At 72.4% G+C, this 21360-nt stretch carries 21 protein-coding genes; 14 read left to right on the top strand and 7 right to left on the bottom strand.

Translation table 11 applies throughout. The features are described 5' to 3' along the window. Window positions 1–15 precede the first annotated feature (15 nt). Window positions 16–1467, bottom strand: coding sequence for an aminotransferase-like domain-containing protein (locus TR49_RS06040; RefSeq protein ID WP_042378074.1), 1452 nt, complete (start codon window positions 1465–1467; stop codon window positions 16–18). Between TR49_RS06040 and TR49_RS06035 the strand changes: the two genes are divergently transcribed. The 8 genes from TR49_RS06035 (at window position 1466) to TR49_RS06000 (ending at window position 9538) form a co-directional block, all read left to right on the top strand. Then, entirely contained in the window at window positions 1466–2389 is a 924-nt protein-coding gene (locus TR49_RS06035; protein ID WP_084724608.1) for a DMT family transporter, read from the top strand. The genes TR49_RS06040 and TR49_RS06035 overlap by 2 nt on opposite strands. 96 nt (window positions 2390–2485) lie before the next feature. After that, complete coding sequence (locus tag TR49_RS06030; protein WP_042378069.1) at window positions 2486–3286, top strand: acetoacetate decarboxylase family protein; 801 nt, start codon at window positions 2486–2488, stop codon at window positions 3284–3286. A 2-nt stretch (window positions 3287–3288) separates the two neighbouring features. Beyond that, window positions 3289–4176 (top strand): SDR family NAD(P)-dependent oxidoreductase, encoded by an 888-nt coding sequence (locus TR49_RS06025; RefSeq protein WP_042378063.1) that lies wholly within the window; start codon window positions 3289–3291, stop codon window positions 4174–4176. A gap of 143 nt (window positions 4177–4319) precedes the next feature. Continuing rightward, window positions 4320–5630, top strand: a complete 1311-nt coding sequence (locus TR49_RS06020) for an amidohydrolase family protein (protein WP_042378422.1) — start codon at window positions 4320–4322, stop codon at window positions 5628–5630. Further along, a complete protein-coding gene (locus tag TR49_RS06015; RefSeq protein ID WP_042378061.1) occupies window positions 5627–6880 on the top strand; it encodes an amidohydrolase family protein in 1254 nt (417 codons plus the stop codon). Before TR49_RS06020 ends, TR49_RS06015 begins: the two co-directional genes overlap by 4 nt. A gap of 185 nt (window positions 6881–7065) precedes the next feature. Beyond that, a complete protein-coding gene (locus tag TR49_RS06010) occupies window positions 7066–7854 on the top strand; it encodes a hypothetical protein (protein WP_152627092.1) in 789 nt (262 codons plus the stop codon). Window positions 7855–7922: 68 nt separating this feature from the next. Next, a complete protein-coding gene (locus TR49_RS06005) occupies window positions 7923–8804 on the top strand; it encodes a sterol desaturase family protein (RefSeq protein ID WP_042378059.1) in 882 nt (293 codons plus the stop codon). Next, window positions 8801–9538 (top strand): lysoplasmalogenase, encoded by a 738-nt coding sequence (locus TR49_RS06000; protein WP_042378057.1) that lies wholly within the window; start codon window positions 8801–8803, stop codon window positions 9536–9538. The genes TR49_RS06005 and TR49_RS06000 overlap by 4 nt, the downstream gene beginning before the upstream one ends. Here TR49_RS06000 and TR49_RS05995 read toward each other — a convergent pair. After that, on the bottom strand, window positions 9463–10290 hold the full coding sequence (locus TR49_RS05995) for an exodeoxyribonuclease III (protein WP_042378056.1): 828 nt from the start codon (window positions 10288–10290) through the stop codon (window positions 9463–9465). The genes TR49_RS06000 and TR49_RS05995 overlap by 76 nt on opposite strands. A gap of 137 nt (window positions 10291–10427) precedes the next feature. On the opposite strand from TR49_RS05995, the gene TR49_RS05990 reads away from it, so the two are divergent. Beyond that, on the top strand, window positions 10428–11489 hold the full coding sequence (locus tag TR49_RS05990; RefSeq protein ID WP_052434046.1) for a cytochrome c oxidase assembly protein: 1062 nt from the start codon (window positions 10428–10430) through the stop codon (window positions 11487–11489). 27 nt (window positions 11490–11516) lie between these two features. On the opposite strand, the gene TR49_RS05985 is transcribed toward TR49_RS05990, so the two are convergent. Together TR49_RS05985 and TR49_RS05980 are read right to left on the bottom strand one after the other, a co-directional pair. Continuing rightward, the gene (locus TR49_RS05985) at window positions 11517–12401 is read right to left on the bottom strand and encodes an ABC transporter permease (protein ID WP_042378418.1); all 885 of its coding nucleotides are present in this window, start codon (window positions 12399–12401) and stop codon (window positions 11517–11519) included. Window positions 12402–12512: 111 nt separating this feature from the next. Beyond that, window positions 12513–13532, bottom strand: coding sequence for an SMP-30/gluconolactonase/LRE family protein (locus tag TR49_RS05980; protein WP_084724607.1), 1020 nt, complete (start codon window positions 13530–13532; stop codon window positions 12513–12515). A 223-nt stretch (window positions 13533–13755) separates the two neighbouring features. On the opposite strand from TR49_RS05980, the gene TR49_RS05975 reads away from it, so the two are divergent. Further along, the gene (locus TR49_RS05975; RefSeq protein WP_052434045.1) at window positions 13756–14970 is read left to right on the top strand and encodes a serine hydrolase domain-containing protein; all 1215 of its coding nucleotides are present in this window, start codon (window positions 13756–13758) and stop codon (window positions 14968–14970) included. Window positions 14971–15009: 39 nt separating this feature from the next. Here the strand turns inward: TR49_RS05975 and TR49_RS05970 are convergent, their stop codons facing one another. Further along, the gene (locus TR49_RS05970; RefSeq protein ID WP_042378055.1) at window positions 15010–16521 is read right to left on the bottom strand and encodes a hypothetical protein; all 1512 of its coding nucleotides are present in this window, start codon (window positions 16519–16521) and stop codon (window positions 15010–15012) included. A 167-nt stretch (window positions 16522–16688) separates the two neighbouring features. Between TR49_RS05970 and TR49_RS05965 the strand changes: the two genes are divergently transcribed. The 4 genes from TR49_RS05965 (at window position 16689) to TR49_RS44900 (ending at window position 20333) form a co-directional block, all read left to right on the top strand. After that, window positions 16689–17852, top strand: a complete 1164-nt coding sequence (locus tag TR49_RS05965; protein ID WP_042378054.1) for an ABC transporter ATP-binding protein — start codon at window positions 16689–16691, stop codon at window positions 17850–17852. Then, window positions 17852–18559 (top strand): ABC transporter permease, encoded by a 708-nt coding sequence (locus tag TR49_RS05960; protein WP_236653239.1) that lies wholly within the window; start codon window positions 17852–17854, stop codon window positions 18557–18559. The genes TR49_RS05965 and TR49_RS05960 overlap by 1 nt, the downstream gene beginning before the upstream one ends. Next, window positions 18556–19296, top strand: a complete 741-nt coding sequence (locus TR49_RS05955; protein WP_042378413.1) for an ABC transporter permease — start codon at window positions 18556–18558, stop codon at window positions 19294–19296. Before TR49_RS05960 ends, TR49_RS05955 begins: the two co-directional genes overlap by 4 nt. A 71-nt stretch (window positions 19297–19367) precedes the next feature. Next, complete coding sequence (locus tag TR49_RS44900; RefSeq protein ID WP_052434043.1) at window positions 19368–20333, top strand: glycine betaine ABC transporter substrate-binding protein; 966 nt, start codon at window positions 19368–19370, stop codon at window positions 20331–20333. 64 nt (window positions 20334–20397) lie between these two features. Here TR49_RS44900 and TR49_RS05940 read toward each other — a convergent pair whose 3' ends face one another. Beyond that, window positions 20398–20889 (bottom strand): SRPBCC family protein, encoded by a 492-nt coding sequence (locus TR49_RS05940; RefSeq protein ID WP_042378052.1) that lies wholly within the window; start codon window positions 20887–20889, stop codon window positions 20398–20400. Continuing rightward, the gene (locus TR49_RS05935; protein ID WP_042378050.1) at window positions 20886–21281 is read right to left on the bottom strand and encodes an ArsR/SmtB family transcription factor; all 396 of its coding nucleotides are present in this window, start codon (window positions 21279–21281) and stop codon (window positions 20886–20888) included. Before TR49_RS05935 ends, TR49_RS05940 begins: the two co-directional genes overlap by 4 nt. Between the last annotated feature and the right edge of the window lie 79 nt (window positions 21282–21360).

The raw sequence follows: 21360 nt of genomic DNA, 5'->3' as shown, positions 1-21360 counted from the left end.
GTCCCGGGCTCATCCCTACCGAGCGTTCGCCCCATGGAGGTTGACCCACGCCTCGCCCAGCCGGGCGACGCCCTCCGCGAGTTGGGCGGGGCTCACCGCGGCCACGTGGGTGAGCCGCAGGTGCGGAGCGGGCGGCTCCGCCGCGAAGTACGCGGCGCCCGGGGTGACCGCGACGCCGGCGCGCAGCGCCGCCGTGGCGACCGAGACCTCGTCCGCACGGAACGGGAGGGGAAGCCAGGCGAGGTAGCCGCCCGGGGCCAGGGGTGCGGGCGGAAGATCCGGGAGGCAGCGGGCCAGGGCCGCGCCGAGCGCGCTTCGCCGCTCGCTCAACGTGGCCGCCAGGCTGCGCAGATGGCGTGCCCAGGCGGGAGCTGAGGCCAGTTCGAGCGTGGCCTCCTGGAGCGGGCGCGGGACGAAGAAGCTGTCCACCGCCTGCGTCGCGCGCAGGCGTTCGAACGCTGGGCCGCGCGCGCTCAGCGCGGCGATGCGCAGGCTCGGGGACGCGGCCTTCGTGAGCGAGCGGACGTGGACGACCACTCCGTCGGGATCGTCCGCGGCGAGCGGTCGCGGCAGTGGGGGCGCGTCGGCATGGGCGAGAAGGCGGGCGTAGTCGTCCTCGACGACGAACGCGCCCGCCGCGCGGGCCAGTCGGAGCACCTCGGCGCGGCGGCCCGCCGCGAGCGTCGCGCCCGTGGGGTTCTGGAACAGGGGCTGGCACACCAGCAGCCGCGCACCGGTCACCGCGAAGGCGTCAGCCAGCAGATCGGTGCGCAGCCCGTCCGCGTCGACCGGCACGGGGACGGGACGCAGACCCGCCGCACGGGCGACGGCGAGGATGCCCGGATACGTCGGGGACTCGACCAGCACCGGCGCGCCCGCAGGCGCGAGGGCGCGCAGCGCCACCGTCAGCGCGCTCTGCCCTCCCGCGGTGACCAGCACGTCAGCGGCCGACAGGGCGGCGTCGGGGCCGCCGATCTCACGCGCGAACCAGGAGCGCAGCTCCGGCAGGCCCTCCACGGGTGGGCGGCTCCACGCCTCCGGGCGGCGCGCCGCGCGCGCCAGCGCGTCGGCGAGGGCACGCTCGGGCAGCAGGGAGGCGTGCGGGTAGCCGCTGCTCAGGTCGACGACGTCGGCGGGCGGTGCGGTCAGCGTGGCAAGCAGGCCGCTCGCGTCCGCGCGGGGCGCGGCGAGCGCGTCGTGGGCGCCGAGCGTGACCTCCTGCCAGGACAGGTCTCCCCCGGGCCGGCGCTGCGCTCGCCGCTCGGCGCGGTAGACGCCGGCGCCGGGACGGCTGACGACCAGCCCCTCCGCGGCGAGCGTGCCGATCACCCGCGAGACGGTCACGGGACTGACCCGGTAGCGCTCCATGAGCGCACGGCTGGACGGCAGCTTCTCACCGGTCGGGTAGCGCTCCCATTCCCGACGCAGCGTTTCCACGAGATCAGTGACACTGCTACCGTCATTCATGAAGACACACGATAGCGCTACTCTTCCGCGACCGGTAGCGGTCGGCACCGCCGCACCGGGCCGGGGCGGTCACGGCATGCTGCTGGCGGGCTCCGGGGTCGGCCTGTTCTCGCTCTCCTTCGCGGCCACCGAGTGGTCCCTGCGCGGCTTCGGCCCGTGGTCCGTCGTCGGTCTGCGCGGGGCGCTCGCCGCCGTCATCGCCGCCGTCTGCCTCGCGCTGTTCCGGGTGCCGCGTCCCGAACGGCGGCACTGGGCCGGGCTGGCCACGGTCGGGCTCGGCTGCGTGGTCGGCTTCCCGACGCTGACGACCCTCGCCCTGCGGACGACGACCACCGCGCACTCAGCCGTCGTGATCGGCCTGATGCCGCTCGCGACCTCCTGCTACGCTGCCGCGCGCACCCGCAGCCGGCAGCCACGCGCCTTCTGGGCCGCGGCCGTCACCGGCGCCGCGACCGTGGTCGCCTTCACCCTGCTCGAACACGGCGGCGCGCCCAGCGGAGCGGACCTCTACCTGTTCGCCGCCCTGCTGCTCTGCTCGGCCGGTTACGCGGAGGGCGGCAGGCTGGCACGTGAGATGCCGGGATGGCAGGTGATCGCCTGGGCGCTGGTCGCCGTCCTGCCCGTCACCGCGACGCTGGCGACCCCGGCCGTCACCGGGGAGCCGGTCCACGTGAGCGCGACGGCACTGACCGGGGTCCTGTTCCTGGGCGTCTCGCAGTTCGTCAGCTACATCCCCTGGTACCAGGGGATGGCCCTGATCGGCGTCCAGCGCGCCGCGCAGATCCAGCTCGCCCAGCCGCTGCTCAACCTGCTGTGGGCGGCGCTCCTGCTCCACGAGCACATCCCGGCCGCGGCGCCGGTCGCGGCCCTGCTTGTCCTCGCCTGCATCGCGGCCACCCAGCGGGCCGCGCTCATGAACTGAATCATCGTCATGAGTCTTCACCCTTCGCGCCGTTCGGAGTAAGTAACACCGTTACAGAGAACGACCGGCATCCGCCAACGAAGGGACGGCACCGCCATGGCACGCGTACGTTACGGTCCGCGCACCGAGGAGGAGATCAGCGCGGCGAAGCAGGCCCGTTCGGTCCTGCCGGACATCTGGTCCACCGGGGTGGTGGCGGTCTGGGAGAGCGATCCGGACGCCGTCGCCCAGGTGCTGCCCGCACCGCTCAAGCCGGGCGAGCGGCCTCTGGTGCGGGTGAACATCAGTCAGGTCGACATCTTCGGAAGCCCGCTGGGCGCGGGCTCCTTTGCCGTCGCCGCCCAGCACGGCGCGCAGAGCGGCTGGTATCCGCTGGTCATGCCGATGACCACCGAGCGCGCGCTGATCGGCGGCCGGGAGGTCTTCGGCGAGCCGAAGAAGCTCGGCGAGGTGTCCGTCGCCCGGGACGGCGACACGGTCACCGCCCGCCTCGGCCGGCACGGCGTCGACTTCGTCGAGGTGCGGGGCCGTGTCTCCGGCGAGCTGCCGGTGCCCGGGCCTGCCGAGAAGGTCGACTTCTACTTCAAGTTCCTCCCCGCCGTCGACGGCGAGGGCTTCGACCTCGACCCGGTCCTCGTGCACTGCACCCGCGTCGAGCGGGTGCGCCGACTGGAGGCCGTGACAGGCGAGGTGATCCTGCGCGAGTCCGCGTTCGACCCGGTCGCGGACCTGCCGGTACGGCGGCTGCTGGAGATCACCGTCGGCGAGAAGACCTCCGACCAGCGCGGCCGCGTCGTCGAACGGGTCAGCGCGCAGGCGCTGCTCCCGTTCGTGCACCAGCGCTACGACGACGCGGCGCAGGTCCTCGACTCCGTCACGCCGCCGCAGGAGGGGTGAGCGTGGAACTGACACAGGGACAGGTCGCCGTCGTCACCGGCGGCGCGAGCGGCATCGGCCTCGCGATGGCCCGCCGCTTCGCGGCGGACGGCCTGCGGGTCGTCGTCGCGGACGTCGAGGAGGCCGCGCTCGACAAGGCCGTCGCCGGACTGCGCGAGCAGGGCGCGGAAGCCGTCGGGCAACTGACGGACGTCTCCGAGCGCGACAGCGTCGAGGCGCTGGCCGAGGCGGCATACCGCGCGTACGGCGCCGTCCACGTGCTGTGCAACAACGCGGGCGTCGGCTCCGGCGCCGAGGGCCGGATGTGGGAGCACGAGCCCAATGACTGGAAGTGGGCGTTCGCCGTCAACGTCTGGGGCGTCTTCCACGGCGTCCAGGCCTTCCTGCCGCGCATGCTGGCGGGAGGCGAGCCCGGACACGTCGTCAACACCTCCTCCGGCGACGGCGGCATCGCCCCGCTGCCCACGGCATCCGTGTACGCGGTCACCAAGGCCGCGGTGGTCACCATGACCGAGTCCCTCTACGCCCACCTGCGCGCCGAGGACGCGCCGATCGGCGCGTCGGTCCTCTTCCCCGGCCCCCACATGCTCCGCACCGGCCTGTGGGAGTCGCACCGCAACCGCCCCGAACGCTTCGCGAAGCAGCGGCCACGGCGCACGCCGTACCGCTCGCTGGCCCAGTGGGAGGCGGCGATGGAGGCCTCCGGCCACGAGGTCCACTTCACCCCGGTGGAGGAGGTCGCGGACTTCGTCGCCGAGGGGATCCGCGCCGACCGCTTCTGGCTGCTGCCACCGAGCGAGCACAGCGACCGTCAGATCCGGGCGCGGTCGCAGTCCATGCTCAGCCGGGAAAACCCGGGCTACCTCGAACGGTTCGTTCTCGACGAGTAGCCCCGTCAGGGGCGCGGGGAACCGCGCGATCAACCACTGGCGTGCGGATGGCCCTGCGCGCTCGGGGACTCAGCTGCCGGGTGGCTTGTCGCGCAGGTCCCCGCGCCCCTGGACCGTGCAACTTCCGAGGGGAGAAAATGATCATGTCCTACGAAGATCCCTATCTCGTCATCTCCTCCGACTGCCACGCCGGTCTCCCGACCGAGGAGTACCGCCCGTACCTGGAGGCCGCACACCACCGCGCGTTCGACGCGTTCCTGGCGCAGGCCGAAGCGCGGCGGCAGGAGGCGACCCGGCTCGGCGTCCGGAACGAAGCGTTCGCGCAGAAGTGGTTCGAGGACCACGAGGAGGGCCTGCGCGGTGGGTGGGACGCCGCCCAGCGCGACAAGGAGCTGGACGGGGACGGCGTCGCCGCCGAGGTGGTGTTCCCGGACGCCGACGCCGTCGACTCCCGCACCGCCGCGCCGTTCGGCGTCGGCCTCGGGCTGAGCGGGGATCAGGATCCCGTGCTCGGGATGGCGGGCGCCCGCGCGCACAACCGGTGGCTCGCGGACTTCATCCGCGCCGGCGGGAGCCCGGAGCGACGCTGTGGCGTCGCCCTGCTGCCGATCACGGCGGAGCCGGAGCTCGTCGTCGCCGAGGTGCGGCGCGCGCACGCGGACGGGCTCGGGGCGGTGATGATCCCGTCGATGTGGGTGGACAAGGCGCCCTACCACGACCGCCGCTACGACCCGGTGTGGGCCGTGTGCGAGGAGCTGCGGATGCCGGTCGTCACGCACTCCGGTGCGGCGCCGCGACACGAGTACGGGGACCACCTCGGTATCTACGTCACCGAGGTGACGTTCTGGCCGGCCCGGCCGCTGTGGTTCCTGCTCTGGTCCGGGGTGTTCGAGCGCTTCCCCGGGCTGCGGTTCGGCGTCGCCGAATCCGGGTGCTGGTGGCTGCCGAACCTGCTGTGGTTCATGGACCGGCTCTACCTCGGCGCGCACGGCGGCAAGAAGCTCTCGCCGTTCAGCGAGCTGACGATGCCGCCCAGCTCGTACGTGGACCGCAACTGCTTCATCGCGGCCACCAACACCAAGCGCCGCGAGCTCGCCCACCGCTACGAGATCGGCGTCGGCACCATCTGCTGGGGCAGCGACTACCCCCACCCCGAGGGCACCTGGCCCGCCACCCGCCAGTGGATGGCGACCACCTTCCGCGACATCCCGATCGGGGAGACCCGGCGGATGCTCGGCCTCAACTGCGCGGAGGTCTTCGGGTTCGACACCGGGAAGCTCGCGCCGATCGCCGAACGGATCGGGCCGCGTCCGGCCGATCTCGGGCAGCCGCAGGACCAGGCGGCGGTCGAGGCGGCGTGGGCGCCCGCGAAGGCGGTGGGGCGGCACTGGCTGACCGGCCACGACTTCCCGTACATCGGGACCGCCGCGCCGACGGAAGGGACGACGCTGTGACCCGCCCCAGCGAGCGGCCCGAGCGGCCCGAGCGCTACACCGTGATCTCCGCCGACTGCCACGCGGGCGCGGACCTGCTCGAGTACCGGCCCTATCTGGCCGCCCGTCACCACGAGGCGTTCGACGCCTGGGCCGCCTCCTACGTCAACCCGTTCACCGACCTGATGGCGCCGGAGGCCGCCCGTAACTGGGACTCCGACCGGCGCCGGGCCGAGCTGGAGCAGGACGGCATCGTCGCCGAGGTCGTCTTCCCCAACACCGTGCCGCCGTTCTTCCCCAGCGCGTCGCTGAGCGCCACGCAGCCGACGGCGGCGGAGTTCGAGCTGCGCTGGGCGGGACTGCAGGCGCACAACCGCTGGATGGCGGACTTCTGCGCCAAGGCGCCCGGCCGTCGGGCCGGGACGTTCCAGGTGCTGCTGAACGACGTGGGCGCCGCCGTCGCCGAGGTCCGGCACTGCCACGCCGCCGGGCTGACGGGGGGTCTGGTGCTGCCGGGCGTGCCGCCCGGGTCGCCGGTGCCGGAGCTGTGGTCGAGCGTCTACGAGCCGCTGTGGGCGGTCTGCGCGGAGCTGGGCGTGCCGGTCAACCACCACGCGGGCTCGGCGAGCCCGCAGCTCGGCGAGGAGCCGGCCGCGCGGGCGGTGTTCATGGTGGAGACGACGTGGTTCTCCCACCGGGCCCTGTGGCACCTGGCCTTCGCGGGGGTCTTCCACCGCCACCCCGGGCTGAAGCTGGTCCTCACCGAGCAGGGCTCCGGCTGGATCCCGGGCGTTCTGGACATGCTGGACTACTACCACCAGCGCCTGGTCGGCGCGGCGACGCGGGCGGTGACGGCGGAGTCGAAGTTCGGCGCGGGGCTGGCGGAGCTGATGGGCGACGGGCCGCGTGCGGCATGGGAGCGCAACTGCTACGTCGGCGCGAGCTTCATGCGCGCGCACGAGGTGCCGCTGCGCGACCGGATCGGCCTCGACAAGATCATGTGGGGCAGTGACTTCCCGCACGACGAGGGCACCTATCCGTACACCACCGAGGCGCTGCGGACCTCCTTCGCCGGAGTCCCCTACGCGGAGGTGGCCGCGATGGTCGGCGGCAACGCGGCGCGCGTGTACGGGTTCGACCTCGACGCGCTGGACGCCGTCGCGGCGAAGGCCGGCCCGCTGGTCGAGGAGGTCAACCGACCGCTGGAGGCGGCCCCGCCCGGGGCGACCAGTCCGGTCTTCGCGAAGGGCTCGTCGGTCCGGGTCTGGTGAGGCTGCGACAAGGCGCGACCGGCCGCGCGCCGTCCGGGTGAAACCGGGGGTGCGCGGCCGGTGGCGACCGGCCCGCCCAGGTCACAGGCCGTCACTTCAGCCGCCGACTGCGTGGCGAGGCCCCTGGACCCCGCCTAGCGTGACCAGCGTCAGCCAGTCAGGGGGGCTCTTCGAGGAGAACGACGTTGTTCCGTACCTTCCTTCGGTCGGCCCCCGTGGCCCTCACCGCCGTGTCCGCCCTCGCGTTCGCGGGCGCCCCCGCCGCCCACGCCGCCCCGCGCGGCGCCACCACCGTGGTCTGCCACGGAGGCGACATCGCCTCCGGCGACTACTACGAGCTCGTGGTCCACGGCGACTGCACCATCCCTGACGGCGCGAAGGTCACGGTGGAGACCCAGCTCTACGTCCGCGCGGGCTCGACGCTCAACGCCGTCACCACCGCCCACGTGCACGTCAAGGGGAACGTCCAGGTCGGCCCCGGGGCCGTGCTCGGCCTCGGCTGCAACGCGGAGACGAACTGCGCGACGCCCACCAAGGACGAGGTGGGCGGCAACATCAACAGCGACCGTGCGACCGCGGTGATCCTGCACGCCGACAAGGTCAACGGCGACATCACCACGGTGGCCGACGGCCCGGGCCTCACCTGCGCGCCGTCGAAGCAGCTCGCGAACATCCCCAATCTGGGCACCGGCACCCCCGCCTACGACGACTTCGAGGACAACACCGTCGGCGGCTACATCACCACCGCCCACCTGCGGTCCTGCTGGATGGGCGTGATCCGCAACCACGTCGGCACCAACATCCTGGTCCTCGACGACAGGACCCTCGACCCGGACGGCAACGAGGTCGTCACCAACACCGTCAGGGGCGACCTCGGCTGCTACCTCAACAAGCCGGCCGCCCAGGTCGGCGACTCCGGCGGAGCCCCGAACATGGTGAAGGGCCTCAAGCTGGGCCAGTGCGCCACCCTCTGACCGACGTGTGACTACTTCCCGGTAACGACCTCTAGTCAGCGCGGGCGCGCGCGCCTACGCTGCGGGCCATGCCGAACCTGCCCGACCCCGTGCTCTGGTCCATACCCGCGTTCGTCCTGCTCACCGTCGTCGAGTTGCTCTCCTTCCTGATCCACCCGGACGAGGAGGAGGTCGGCTACGCCGGCAAGGACACCGCGACCAGCCTGAGCATGGGGCTGGGCAGTCTCTTCACCAACCTGCTCTGGAAGATCCCGACCGTCATCCTCTACAACGCCGTCTACGCGCTCACGCCGCTCAAGCTGGGCGTGCACTGGGCGACGGTGCCGGTGATGCTGCTGCTCCAGGACTTCTGCTACTACTGGTCGCACCGGAGCAACCACCGGGTCCGGCTGCTGTGGGCCCAGCACGTGGTGCACCACTCCAGCCGCCACTACAACCTCTCCACCGCCCTGCGGCAGCCGTGGACGGACCTCAGCTTCGGTGTCTTCTACCTGCCGATGGTGCTGCTGGGCATCTCCCCCGCCGCTGTCGCCTTCTGCGGCTCGGTCAGCCTGGTCTACCAGTTCTGGATCCACACCGAGCGCATCGACCGGCTCTGGCGACCGATCGAGGCCGTGTTCAACACGCCGTCACACCACCGCGTCCACCACGCCTCCCAGGGCGGCTACCTGGACCGCAACTTCGGCGGCATCCTGATCGTCTGGGACCGGCTCTTCCGCACCTTCACCGCCGAGACCGAGCGGCCCGTCTACGGGCTGACCAAGAACATCGCCACGTACAACCCGCTGCGCGTGGCCACCCACGAGTACGCGTCCATCGGCCGTGACCTGGCCGGCGCGCACGGCTGGCGGGAACGGCTCGGCTACCTCTTCCGGGGCCCCGGCTGGGCGCCGACGCCCCTCGACGCCCCGAGCGCACCCGTGTCCCCGAAGGCCGAGGCCGCCGCGTGACCCCGGCGGCCCCTGCCCCCGCCCCCGCCCCGAACCGCCGGCTCACGGGCTATCTGGTCCTGTCCGGCGTCTACCTCGCGCTGACCCTCGTCGGCCTGCCGCTGGCGACGGCGCTGCTCAAGCCGCTGCTCATGCCCGCGCTCGCACTCGCCTTCGTGCCGCGCCGCGCGCCGGGGCTGCTGTTCGGCGCTCTGCTCGCGTCCTGTGTCGGGGACACCGCACTGCTCTTCGGCGGCGCCTGGTTCCTCGTCGGGATGGGCGGCTTCGCCGCCGCGCACGTCTGCTACATCACGCTGTTCACACGCGGCGGCGCGCTGCGGCCGCTCACCCGCCGGGCCCGGTTCGCGCTCGGCGGGTACGCCGTCGTCTGGGCGGCGCTGATCACCCTGCTCTGGCCGGACCTCCCGGCCGGGCTGCGGATCCCCGTCGCCTGCTACAGCCTGCTGCTGGCCGGCACCGCCGCCACCTCCCTGGCGTCGGGCCCGCCCACGGGACTCCCCCGCAAGGCGCTGGGCGGCGCACTCTTCCTGCTCTCGGACTCGCTGATCGCCACGGGCCTCGCCCACTGGCCGCAGCTGCCCGCCGCCGACTTCTGGATCATGCTGACCTATCTGGCCGGCCAGTACCTGCTGGCGACGGGAGCCGCCGACGCCTCAGGTCAGAGCGCCAGGTCGACCACGACCGGGGCGTGGTCCGAGGTGCCCTTGCCCTTGCGGGCCTCGCGGTCCACGTAGGAGTCGGAGACGGCCTCGGTGAACGGCTTGTTGCCGTAGACGAGGTCGATCCGCATGCCGTAGTTCTTCGGGAAGCTGAGCTGGCGGTAGTCCCAGTAGGTGTACGGGTGGTCGTACTTGAGCGGGCGCGGGAAGACGTCCGCGAGACCCGCCGCCTGCAGGTCCGCGAGCGCCGCGCGCTCGGCCGCCGTCACGTGCGTGGCGCCGTCGAACTTGGCGATGTCCCAGACGTCCGTGTCCGTGGGCGCGATGTTGAAGTCGCCGAGGACGGCGAACGGCCGCTCGCCGGCCGCGTCGGCGGCCACCGCGTCCCGCAGCGTCGAGAGCCACTGCAGCTTGTAGGCGTAGTGCGCGTGGGCGACCTCGCGCCCGTTGGGCACGTACACGGACCAGACCCGCACCGGCCCGCACGTCGCCGCGACGGCGCGCGGCTCGATCTCCGGCTCGGCCGGCAGCAGGGTCTCCTCGCCCGCGACGGCCGGGTCGAGATACCCGGGCTGGCCCGGCAGATCGCGGACCACGTCCTCCAGGCCGAGCTTGGACAGGATCGCCACGCCGTTCCACCGGCCGGTGCCGTGCGCGGCGGTCTCGTAGCCCAGCTCCCGGACGGCCTCGAAGGGGAACGCGTCCGAGGTGGTCTTCAGCTCCTGCAGGCAGACGACGTCCGGCTGCGCCGAGCGAAGCCACTCCAGCAGCTTCTCCAGCCGGGCGTTCACGGAGTTGATGTTCCAGGTGGCGATGCGAACCGTCATGCGCCCCAACCTACCGCCCGCCACCGACAGCGACGCGCCCCTCACACCTTCGGGGGGTCGGTGCGTCCGGTTCGTGCGCCGTCCGTCATGATGGTCAGCGCTAGATAGGCGAGACGCGGCAGAGGCAGGCGAGGAGCATGGCGGGAACGACACTCGCGGCGGGCTACACCGGTCCCCCGGCCTGGCAGTGGTCGGACGTGGTCACCAGTTGGCAGCTCGAGCCGGTCGTCCTCACGGTCTCCGTCGTCCTCGCCGCGCTCTACGCCGTCGGGCTGGTCCGGCTCCGCCGCAGGGGCGGCAGCTGGCCGCTGGGCCGCAGCGCCGCCTGGTTCGGCGGCTGCGCGCTGTGGATCTGGTCGACCATGTCCGGCGTCGGCGTCTACGAGCGGGTCCTGTTCACCGACCGCGCCGCGCAGGTCGTCACCCTGCTGATGATCGTCCCGCTGCTGCTGGGCCTCGGCGGCCCGGTCTCCCTGATCGCGGACACGGTGGGCGAGCGCGGGCGCGCGCGGCTGATGAAGGTGCTGCGCAGCTGGCCGTCACGGATCCTGATGTTCCCGGCGGTCTCGACGGCCCTGCTGATGCTGCCGCCGTGGCTCTACTACTTCACTCCCTGGTACGAGCACACCATGACCAGCGCGGGCTGGAACACGGGTCTGCACGTGATCCTGGTCGTCCTGGGCCTCGCCTACTTCTGGCCCCGCCTGCAGATCGACCCGGTGGCGCACGAGTACCCGGCGCTCGTCGGCCTCTTCATCACCATGGCCGAGGTGATCTTCGACGCGGGCCTGGGCATCATGCTGGTCTACGGCCACGCGACCATCGCCGAGCACTACTACACCGCACTGGGCCGCCCCTGGGGGCCGTCGATCCGTGAGGACCAGGTGTGGGGCGGCTGCACGGTCTGGGCTCTCGGTGACATGGCCGGTCTGCCCTTCATCGCCGCCCTGGTCCGCCGCTGGATGGTCAAGGGCCGCGCCGAGACGGCGGCGGTCGACGCCGCGATCGACGCCCAGATCGCCCGCCAGCGCGAGGAGGCCGCCACCCGCAAGGCCGCCACCCCGGAGGCCGAGGCGGACGCCCCGGCCCGGTCAGGTGCGTCGGTCGTCGCGACGGACGACGACCCGGAGATGCTCCGCCCCTGGTGGCTCGACGACCCCAACCTCGCCCACCGCTTCGGCGGCACGAAGGACGCGTAGCGGGGGGCTCCTCGGTACGGACGACGGTCAGCCGCGGCCGTACTCCTCCTCGGCGCGCCAGAAGTGGACGTAGCCGACGCCGCCGGCGACGATCGCCCAGCCCAGGGCGGTGGCCCAGATGTGGGGGCTGAGGCTGCTCGCCGGGACCGAGGCCATCAGGGCGTAGCGCATCAGCTCGTTGAAGATCAGGGCCGGGTTGAGGTAGAGCAGGGTGCGGATGGACGCCGGGATGTGGGCGCTGAGGGACTGGACGCTCCAGAAGACCCCGGACATGTACATCCAGGTGCGGATGATGAAGGGCATCAGCTGGGCGAGGTCCGTCGTCTTCGCACCCCAGCGCGCCAACAGCATGGCCAGGCCCGCATTGAAGACCGTCTGCAGGAACAGCGTGGGGATGACGAGCAGCCACTTGAAGGTCAGCGGCTCCCCGGTGAGCAGGATGATCGCGCCCAGCACCGACATCGACACCAGCAGCTCCTGCAGCTGCAGGATCGTCATCGACACCGGCAGGCACGCGCGCGGGAAGTGCAGCGCGCGGATCAGCCCGAGGTTGCCGGAGATCGAGCGGGTGCCGGCCAGCACCGCGGACTGCGTGAACTGGAAGGTGAAGATGCCCGTGCACAGGTACGCGATGTAGTTCGGGATGCCGCGGTTCTGCTCCAGCAGCAAGCCGAAGACGAGGTAGTAGACGGCCGCGTTGAGCAGCGGCGTCATCACCTGCCAGATCTGGCCGAGCCGCGCCGAGCTGTAGTTGGCGGTGAGGCGGGCGGTGGCGAAGGCCAGGATGAAGTGGCGGCGCGCCCACAGCTCCGCCGTGTACCGGGGCAGCGACGGGCGACGGCCGCTCAGGGTCAGGCCGTACTTGGCGGCGAGCTCGGCCGGGGCGAGGCCCTCGTCGGCGCGCTCCGTCACGTCAGCGACTGCACCGGTCACCCCCCGACGTTCTCACGCACGCTCCCGGCCCGCGCGCGGCACGGGCTCCGACTCACCCTGACGGGTGGCGGGCCGAGTGGTTCGCACACGTCAGATGCGAACGGCCGCCAGGTCGAAGGAGGCGACGGCCGGTTCGGTGAGTGTGCCGAGCCAGAGCCGCCCGTCGTGCTCGGCGACGCCGGTGACCGCGCGGAAGGCCGGGCTCGGCCCCTGCAGGTCGTGGACGACGCGTCCGGCCGTGTCGACGGCGATGACCCACACCGTCGGTTTGGGCCCGGGCAGCAACGGCGGCGGAACCCGCCACAGCGCCTGCCGCGCGAGCGGGTGACTGCGGTGCAGCAGATCGAGCAGGGGGTCGCGCGGGGCGACCATCGCGATCCAGAGCAGCCCGTGGGCGCCCGCTCCGAGGTTGTCCGGGAAGCCGGGCAGGTCGACGAAGGTCTCCCGCCGACCGGCCTGCTCGCCGGTCAGGTGGTAGCGGATGACTCGGTAGCTGCCGGTCTCCGCGATCGCCAGGTAGGAGCCGTCGGGGCCGAGGGCGAGTCCGTTGGCGAACTGCAGCCCGTCGAGCAGGACCTCGGGCTCCGCACCGTCGTGCTTCAGGCGCAGCAGTCGGCCCGTGCCGGAGTGCTCCAGGATGTCGGCCCGCCACTCGTCGATGCCGAAGCGGCGGCTGGACTCGGTGAAGTACACCGTGCCGTCGGCCGCGGCGACGACGTTGCTGACCAGCCGCAGGCGCTCGCCGCCCACCCGGTCCGCGAGCGTCTCGACGGCGCCGGTGTCCGGGTCGACGCGGAGCAGCCGCCCGGCGCGCGCGTCGCAGACGAGCACCCGCCCGTCCGCCAGGACCTCCAGGCCGGCCGGGCGTCCCGGTGCGATGTCCGCGAGGGTCACGGCCTCCTTGCCGTCCGGGCTCAGCCGCAGCAGCCGCCCGTCGTCCACCCCGCACAGGACGCGCCCCTGCGCGTCCACGACCACGTCCTCGGGCCCCAGCCCCGACAGCGGAACGAGCGTCAGTTCGGGCAGTGAGCGATACCCCCGCCACGCGCGTGCCCGCCCGCCTCGTCGGGGCGGGGTCCACACCTTTGGTCGGAGGGTCTGGCGGGTCATGCTGTTCCCCCTTGCCGGGGACGGAGGACTACGACGGAGGACTGGTACCGCGGCACATCATGCCGCGCCGGAGGGCCCGGGGCGAGCCCCGCCACTGTCCGCCCCGGTCCGCCTCGGCCCGCCGAAGCCAGAGCTGTGTCCCGCCGTCCGCAGGTTCCGCCGTCGGAGTGCATGCCGATGTGTCCTGCACCGATTTTCGAACACGGTGCGGACATGGTGAGTCATGACTCGCAAACGAACCGCACTGCTGTGCGCCGCCACTGTGCTGCTGTCCTCCACCCCGTTCCTGGCCGGGACCGTCGGCTCCGCCGACGCCGCCCCGCGTCGCGGGCCCGACTGCGTCGCCTCCCCGACGCCGGCCCGTGGCCAGGGCCGCGCCATCGAGGAGGTCATCAGGAAGGACCGGCGCGAGCTGAAGCTGCGGGCAGTGGTGGCCCGGGTGACCGAGCACGGCCGCGACCTGTGGACCGGCGCGATCGGCCCGTCGATGACCTCCGTCCCGGCCCGCCCCGACATGCGCTTCCGCACGGGCTCCGTGGGCATCGCCTTCATGGGCACGATCCTGCTGCAGCTCGTCGACGAGCACCGGGTCCGCCTGGACGACCCGCTGTCACGCTGGATGCCCGAGATCCCGCACTCGCGAGAGATCACGCTGCGGATGCTCGCCACCACCACCTCCGGCTTCCGGGACTACGTCACCGATCCGCGCTTCCTCGCGGTGCTGGAGGCGAAGCCGTTCAAGCACTGGACGCCCGCGGAGCTGCTCCACTACGCGAACCCGAGGGTGCTGCTCTACAAGCCCGGCACCAACTTCAGCTACTCGCACGCCAACTTCCTGCTGCTGGGTGAGGCGCTGGAGCGGATCACGCACACCCGCCTCGACCACCTGCTGGAGCAGCGCATCTACCGCCCGCTGGGGCTTCGGGCGACGTCGAACAGCTACACCCCCGACATCCCCAGGCCCGTGCTGCACGCCTTCACCGCGGAGCGGGGGGAGTACGAGGAGTCGACCTTCTGGAACCCCTCCTGGACGACGGCCCCGGGTGCGGTCATCAACCAGAACATCTGCGACCTGGCCCGTTCGGGCGCCGGCATCGGCTCGGGGCAGACCCTGTCGAAGAAGGGCTACAAGACCCTGCTCGACCCGGGCACCATCGGGCTGGGCACGCCGACGAAGAGGTGCCCGGCCACGGTCTGCCTGCCGCAGACCGAGGAGAACCACTTCGGGGTGTCCGTGCTGGTGGTGAACGGCTGGGTCATCCAGAACCCCTCCTTCTCCGGCTACGCGGCCGTGATGGCCTACCTACCGCGCAAGCACCTGTCGATCGCGGTGTCCGTGACCAACTCGCCCACCACCGACCTCAACGCGCAGAACCTGGGCAACAACATCGTCCAGGACCTCTCCCACCTGCTCGCGCCCGAGCAGCCGATCAACTGAGCCGGTCCGGATCCGCCCTCCAGGTCGAGCGCCCGGGTCTCAGGCCACGAGGGACCGCATCACCTCGACCGGGAGGGACGGATTCGCGGCGGCCGCGTGCGCGACGCCCCAGGCTTCGTCGTTCACGAGCCCGGCGACGACGTCCAGCGGGAGTTCGGGGCGACCGGCGGCGACGGAGCGGGCGTCGCGGTCCGCGAGGCAGGCGAGGAGGGCGGGCAGGGTCGCGCGCGGGTGCCGGGCGATCGCACGCAGTGCCTTTCGCGCGGAGGCGGGCTGCCGGCTCAGACGCTCCAGCACGGCGGGGGTCGCGTCCGGGTTCGTGGCCGCCTTGGCTGCCACCCGGGGCCCGTGACGGTCGATCACGGCCATCAGTTGAGCCTCGGAGAGACCCGGGTGCGGGGCGATGGCCTTGACGACCTTCGCGTCCGGGTCGCACGCGAGCGCGTCCCGGATCGGATCGGGCAGGTCGCGGCGGAGCGCCACGAGCATGCGCACGGTCGGGTCGGCCGCCGGGGCGAGCGCGGCGACCTCCGTCGGGGTCGCCGCCTCGACGCGTGGAAGCAGCGGGGACCCGAGCTTCGTCGAGCGGGCGAGGTCGGCCAGGAGGTCCAGCGGAAGCCGTGGGTGGTGAGCCAGGGACCGCCGAACGTCGTGACCGTCGTCGTCGGCCATGCGCCGGATCAGGGCGTCGTCGATCGACGGATTCCCGGCCAAGGCCGCTCGGACCACGGGGATCGGGTCCGCGGCCAGCCGCTCGTAGACCTCGCTCGGCAGGCCCTCGCGGGCGGCCACGAGCTCTCGCAGCAGCGCTGACGGGTGGTCCGCGAAAACGGCCACCGCCTTCGGAGGCGTCGCCGGGTTGTGCAGGGCCTGCCACTGCGTCGCGTGCACGGTCGACTGGTGGGAGCCGTCACAGGCGTCGCCGGGCAGCAGTTCGCAGTCGTCGCGCGGACAGTCCGGGGCATGGACGAAAGGAACGGCTTCCCGGTCACAGACGTGGCAGGAACGCGCGGGCGGCAAGCCGTCCCCCGTCAGCAGAGCGTGCAGCAGCTCCGGCGGTGTCTCCTCGTTGGCGGCCACCAAGCGTCTGACCTCCGCGTGCGGATGCCGCGCCAGCTCCGCCGCGAGGAGTCCCGAAGCACGGTAGGCGAGTGCGGAGACGACCCGGACCTCGGGGTCGTCGGCGAGCCTGCGGGCCACGTCCGCCGGAAGCCCGGGGCAGTCGGCCAGCTTCTCCCGATGCTCGACCGCCGGGTCCACGGCGAGGCGGCGCGCCCACTGCGGAAGCCCTCTTCCCTCGTCGAGCAGGGCGAGTGCCGCCAAGGGCTGCACGGCCGGGTCGACGTCCTCCGCCGTCAGCCGCCCCGCGTAGGCGAGCGCGACGGCGGCGGATTCCGAGCGGGCCGCCAGGGCGCGGACCTGCTCGTCGCTCAGGTCGGGACGCTGCGCCAGCGTGCTCGCGAGCTCGTCGTCCGCCGTCAGGACCAGACGGTCGAGCAGGTCGGCCGGGAGGGACGGGTTCTCGGCGAGGCCGAGCAGGGCGGGGTTCACAGGCGCCATGGTGCCGCAGGCGACCGCGCGCCCTCCTCCGGTTTTCCGGCCGCGCGCTTCACCCGGACGGCCTACAGCCTCCAGCGCGCCGCCCGCGCTGACGACGTCGCGGACAGTTCGATGGTGTCCGCACCTGTCTCCGGCCGAAAGGGAAAGGGGGCGGCCTCGTGATCCGGTTCGAGTCCGTCAGCAAGAAGTACCCCGACGGCACGCTCGCAGTCGACCGCCTCGAGCTGGTCGCGCCCTCGGGGGAGATCACCGTGCTCGTCGGGCCCTCGGGCTGCGGGAAGACCACCAGTTTGCGGATGATCAACCGGATGATCGAGCCGACGAGCGGCCGGATCTGGCTCGACGACCGTGACACCGCGACCGTCCCCACCCACGAGCTGCGGCGCGGCATCGGCTACGTCATCCAGCACGCCGGGCTGTTCCCGCACCGGACCGTGGTGGACAACATCACGACCGTGCCCGAGCTGCTCGGCACCGACAAGAAGCAGGCCCGCCGCCGGGCGCTGGAGCTGATGGAGCGGGTCGGCCTGCCGGCGCACTTCGCCAAGCGGTATCCCGCCCAGCTGTCCGGCGGGCAGCAGCAGCGCGTCGGTGTCGCGCGGGCGCTGGCCGCGGACCCGCCGGTGATGCTGATGGACGAGCCGTTCAGCGCCGTCGACCCGGTGGTGCGCGCACAGCTGCAGAACGAGTTCCTGCGGCTCCAGGGCGAGCTCGGCAAGACCATCGTCTTCGTCACCCACGACATCGACGAGGCCATCAAGCTCGGCGACCGGGTCGCCGTGCTCCAGGTCGGCGGTCACCTGGCGCAGTTGGCGCCGCCCGCCGAGCTGCTGTCGGATCCGGCGGACACCTTCGTGGCCGGGTTCGTCGGGCGTGACCGCGGCTACCGCGCGCTGGGCTTCGCCGAGGCGGGCCTGTTGCCGGTCCGCAAGGAGCACGCCGTCCGTCTCGGCAGCGGCCGGGGTGAGGCCCACGACGCCGCCGAGGACGGCTGGGTGCTGGTGACCGACGCCGAGGACCGGCCACAGGGCTGGCTGCGCACCGACCGGCTCGCGGAGGCGGAGCCGACGGGCCCGGTCACCGCGCCGGAGCTGAACCTCGGCGGCACGCTCGCCTCCGAGACGGCGACCCTGCGCGAAGCGCTGGACTCCGCGCTCTCCTCCCCCAGCGGCCGCGGCGTGATCGTCGACGGCGCGGGACGGCTGCTCGGGACCGTCACCGCCTCGGAGGTGCTCACCCGGATCGAGCAGCAGCGCGCCGCGGCCGACCCGCCGTTCACGGGCGACGTCGGGCCCGGCGGAGCAGAGAGTGAGGCCTCCTGATGCCGCTCCACGACTCGCTGCTCGCCCAGGACTCCTCGCCGTTCGGCATGTTCGGGTACTTCAGCGACCACCGTGACGAGGTGCTCAACTGGCTCTGGTACCACACCTGGCTGTCCGCGGTCCCGGTCGTGGCCGGGCTGCTGATCGCGCTCCCCCTCGGCTGGGTGGCGCGCCGCTACCGGTGGACCTACCCGCCCCTGGTCACCACGGCCGGGCTGCTCTACACCATCCCCTCCATCGCCCTGTTCGTGGCGATGCCCGACATCATCGGCACCCAGATCCTCGACCCGATCAACGTCGCGGTCGCCCTCACCGTCTACAGCGTCGCCCTGCTGGTCCGCGTCGTCGCCGACGGGCTCGGCGCGGTGCCGGAGGACGTCGCGCAGGCGGCGACGGCGATGGGCCTGACCCGGCGTCAGCGGCTGTTGAAGGTGGAACTGCCGCTGGCCGTTCCGGTGATCGCGGCGGGCGTCCGCGTCGCCGTCGTCGCCAACGTCAGCCTGGTGGCCGTGGCCGGCACGATCGGCGTCCCGAACCTCGGGCAGCTGTTCACCACCGGCTTCCAGCTCTCGGTCGGCAGCCCCTACTACCCGCCGATCACGCTCGGCATCGTGCTGTGCGTGCTGCTGGCGCTGGCGCTGGACCTGCTGGTGGTCGGCGGGACCCGGCTGGCGACCCCGTGGCGGCGGGCGGTGAGCGGCTCGTGATCGCGTGGCTCAACGACCCCGGCAACTGGACCGCCCCGGGCGGCATCTTCGACCAGCTCTGGTCGCACCTCCAGTACGCGCTGATCGCGCTGGTCGTCGCCGCGGCGCTGGCCCTGCCGGTCGGACTGCTGATCGGGCACGCCGGGCGCGGTCGGTGGCTGGTCACCGTCGCCAACGCGGTGCGCGCGCTACCCGTCGTCGGCCTGCTGATCCTGCTCTACGTGATGCTGGCCCCGCACATCCACGGCCGGGGCGACACCGTCTACCTGCTGCCCACGGAGATCGTGCTGATCCTGCTGGCAATCCCGCCGATCCTGGCCAGCACCGTCGCCGGTGTCGAGAACGTGGACCCGGCCGTGCGCGACGCGGCGGCCGGGATGGGCATGCGCGGCGGCCAGGTGGTGCGCCGGGTCGAGCTGCCGAACGCGCTGCCGCTGGTCTTCTCCGGCGTGCGCAGCGCGACGCTGCAGGTCATCGCGACGGCGACGGTCGCCGCCTACCTCGGTCTCGGCGGCCTCGGGCGTTTCGTCTACGACGGCCAGGCCAGCCAGAACTTCGCCGAGCGGGACGCGGGCGCGCTGCTGGTCGCGCTGCTCGCGGTCGCCGCGGACCTGGTGCTCGCCCTGGCCCAGCGCTACACGGTCTCGCGCGGCGTCTCGGGCCGATTCCCGCGGCGGACGCTGGTCGGCGACCCGGTGGCCACGGCCGACGCGCCGCCTTCGACGCACACCGCATGAGGCCGGGTCGCCTGCGCCCGACTCCCCCGTCTCCCCCAACTCCCCGCCCCCATCTCCCAGGAGAACGAACGATGAAGAAGGCACTCACGTCGGCCCTCGTCGCGGTCTGCGCCATGGCGCTCGCCGCCTGCGGCAGCAGTGGCAGCAGCGGTGCGAACGGGCTCTCGGCCAGCGGTGGCAGCAGCGCGTCAGGCGGCGGCACGACGATCGCGTCGAAGCTGGTCCTGGGCGGCTCGCCGGAGTTCAAGACCCGCACGGACGGGATCCCCGGCCTCGCGCGCGTCTACGGGGTGACCTTCGGCTCCTACAAGACCCTCGACGCCGGAGGGCCGCTGACCATCAACGCGCTGAAGAACGGTCAGATCGACGCGGGCGACATCTTCACCACCGACCCCTCGATCCAGGCGAACGGCTTCGTCGTCCTGCAGGACCCGAAGAACCTCTACGCCGCGCAGAACGTGCTGCCGCTGATCAACAAGGCGAAGGCGACCCCGGGTGTGACCTCGACGCTCAAGTCGGTCTCGGACAAGCTCGACACCAACACGCTCGCCCAGCTGGACGTCCACGTCATCACCGACAAGCAGGACCCGGCGGCCGTCGCCGAGGGCTGGCTGGCCTCCGAGGGCCTGAACAAGACCGGCACGGCGGCCCAGGGCGTCTCGATCAAGATCGGCTCGGCGAACTTCCAGGAGAGCGTCCTGCTCGCGGAGATCTACGCGAAGGCCCTGCAGGCGCAGGGCGCCAACGTCACCACGCGGTTGAACATCGGCAGTCGCGAGACCTACGTCCCGGGGCTGAAGGACGGGTCGATCGACCTGATCCCCGAGTACAGCGGCGCGCTGCTGGTGTACTTCGACCCCAAGACCACCGCGGTCTCCTCCGCGGACGTGTACGCGGCGCTGCAGAAGGCCGTGCCCGCGCCGCTCACGGTCCTCGACCAGTCCTCCGCGCAGGACAAGGACGCGATCGTGGTCACCAAGGCCACGGCGGACAAGTACCACCTGGTCTCGATCGCCGACCTCGCCAACAACGGCTGATCCGGCGGCCGGGCCGGGGCGCCCCGCCCCGGCCCGGCCGGACACCCCCGCACCCCGCACCCCGTCAGTCGAGCCCGGCGAGCACCTCGTCCAGCTGCTCGTAGCCCTCGATCACGCCGCGGTCCATGCCGCTGGCCAGGATCATGTCGCGGTTCACCAGGGACTCCACGAGCGAGAGGACGGTGACCCTGGTGCGGCCGTCGCCGAGGTCCTCGAAGGTGGCGGTGTCCAGGGCGACGCCGTCCGGAACGCCCTCGTAGGTGAAGGTCTGCACCACGCGGCTGTCGGGGCGGACCTCGTGGAAGGAGCCGTAGAAGGCGGCGACCTGCTCGCCCCCGCGCAGCTGACGGTAGCGGTAGTGGCCACCGGTGCGCAGCTCCCAGGTGTCGAACTCGGTGGTGAGGTCCTTGGGCCCGAGCCAGCGGCCGACCAGCTCCGGGTCGATCCAGGCGCGGAAGACCTTGGCGACGGGCGCGTCGAACTCGCGGGTGATGCGGATGGTCGGCAGCTGGGGGTCGGCCTCGATGGCGGTCTCGTGGACCGGTCGCGTGGTCATGGTGATGGCGCTCCTTCGTCCTCGTCCTGCTGGTCCTCGTGGTTGTCCTGGAGCTCGTCGTCCTGCACGTCGTCGTCCATGGCCGCCAGCACGGCGTCCAGGCGCCGGAACCGCTCCTCGGCGCTGCGCCGGTAGCGGTCGACCCAGGCGGTCATCTCGTCGAGCACGGCCGTCTCCAGATGGCACGGGCGACGCTGCGCGTCGCGGGTCCGGCTGATCAGCCCGGCCTCCTCCAGCACCTTGAGGTGCTTGGAGACCGCCTGGAGCGACATCGCGAACGGCTCGGCCAGCTGGCCGGGCGTGGCGTCCGCGAGTGACAAGCGGGCGACGATGTCCCGCCTGGTCGGATCGGCGAGCGCGGTGAACGCCCGGGAGAGCTGGTCGTCGGCCACCGTCGTCCTTTCCCGGCCCCTTTCTCAACCGATTGGTTGATAACAACGCTACGCCGATCCCGAGCATTGTCAACCGATG

The organism is Streptacidiphilus melanogenes (genome assembly GCF_000787835.1).
Classification (GTDB): Bacteria; Actinomycetota; Actinomycetes; order Streptomycetales; family Streptomycetaceae; genus Streptacidiphilus; species Streptacidiphilus melanogenes.
Note: the sequence above shows the minus strand (reverse complement) of the source record. Positions and strands in the feature narration are given on the sequence as shown.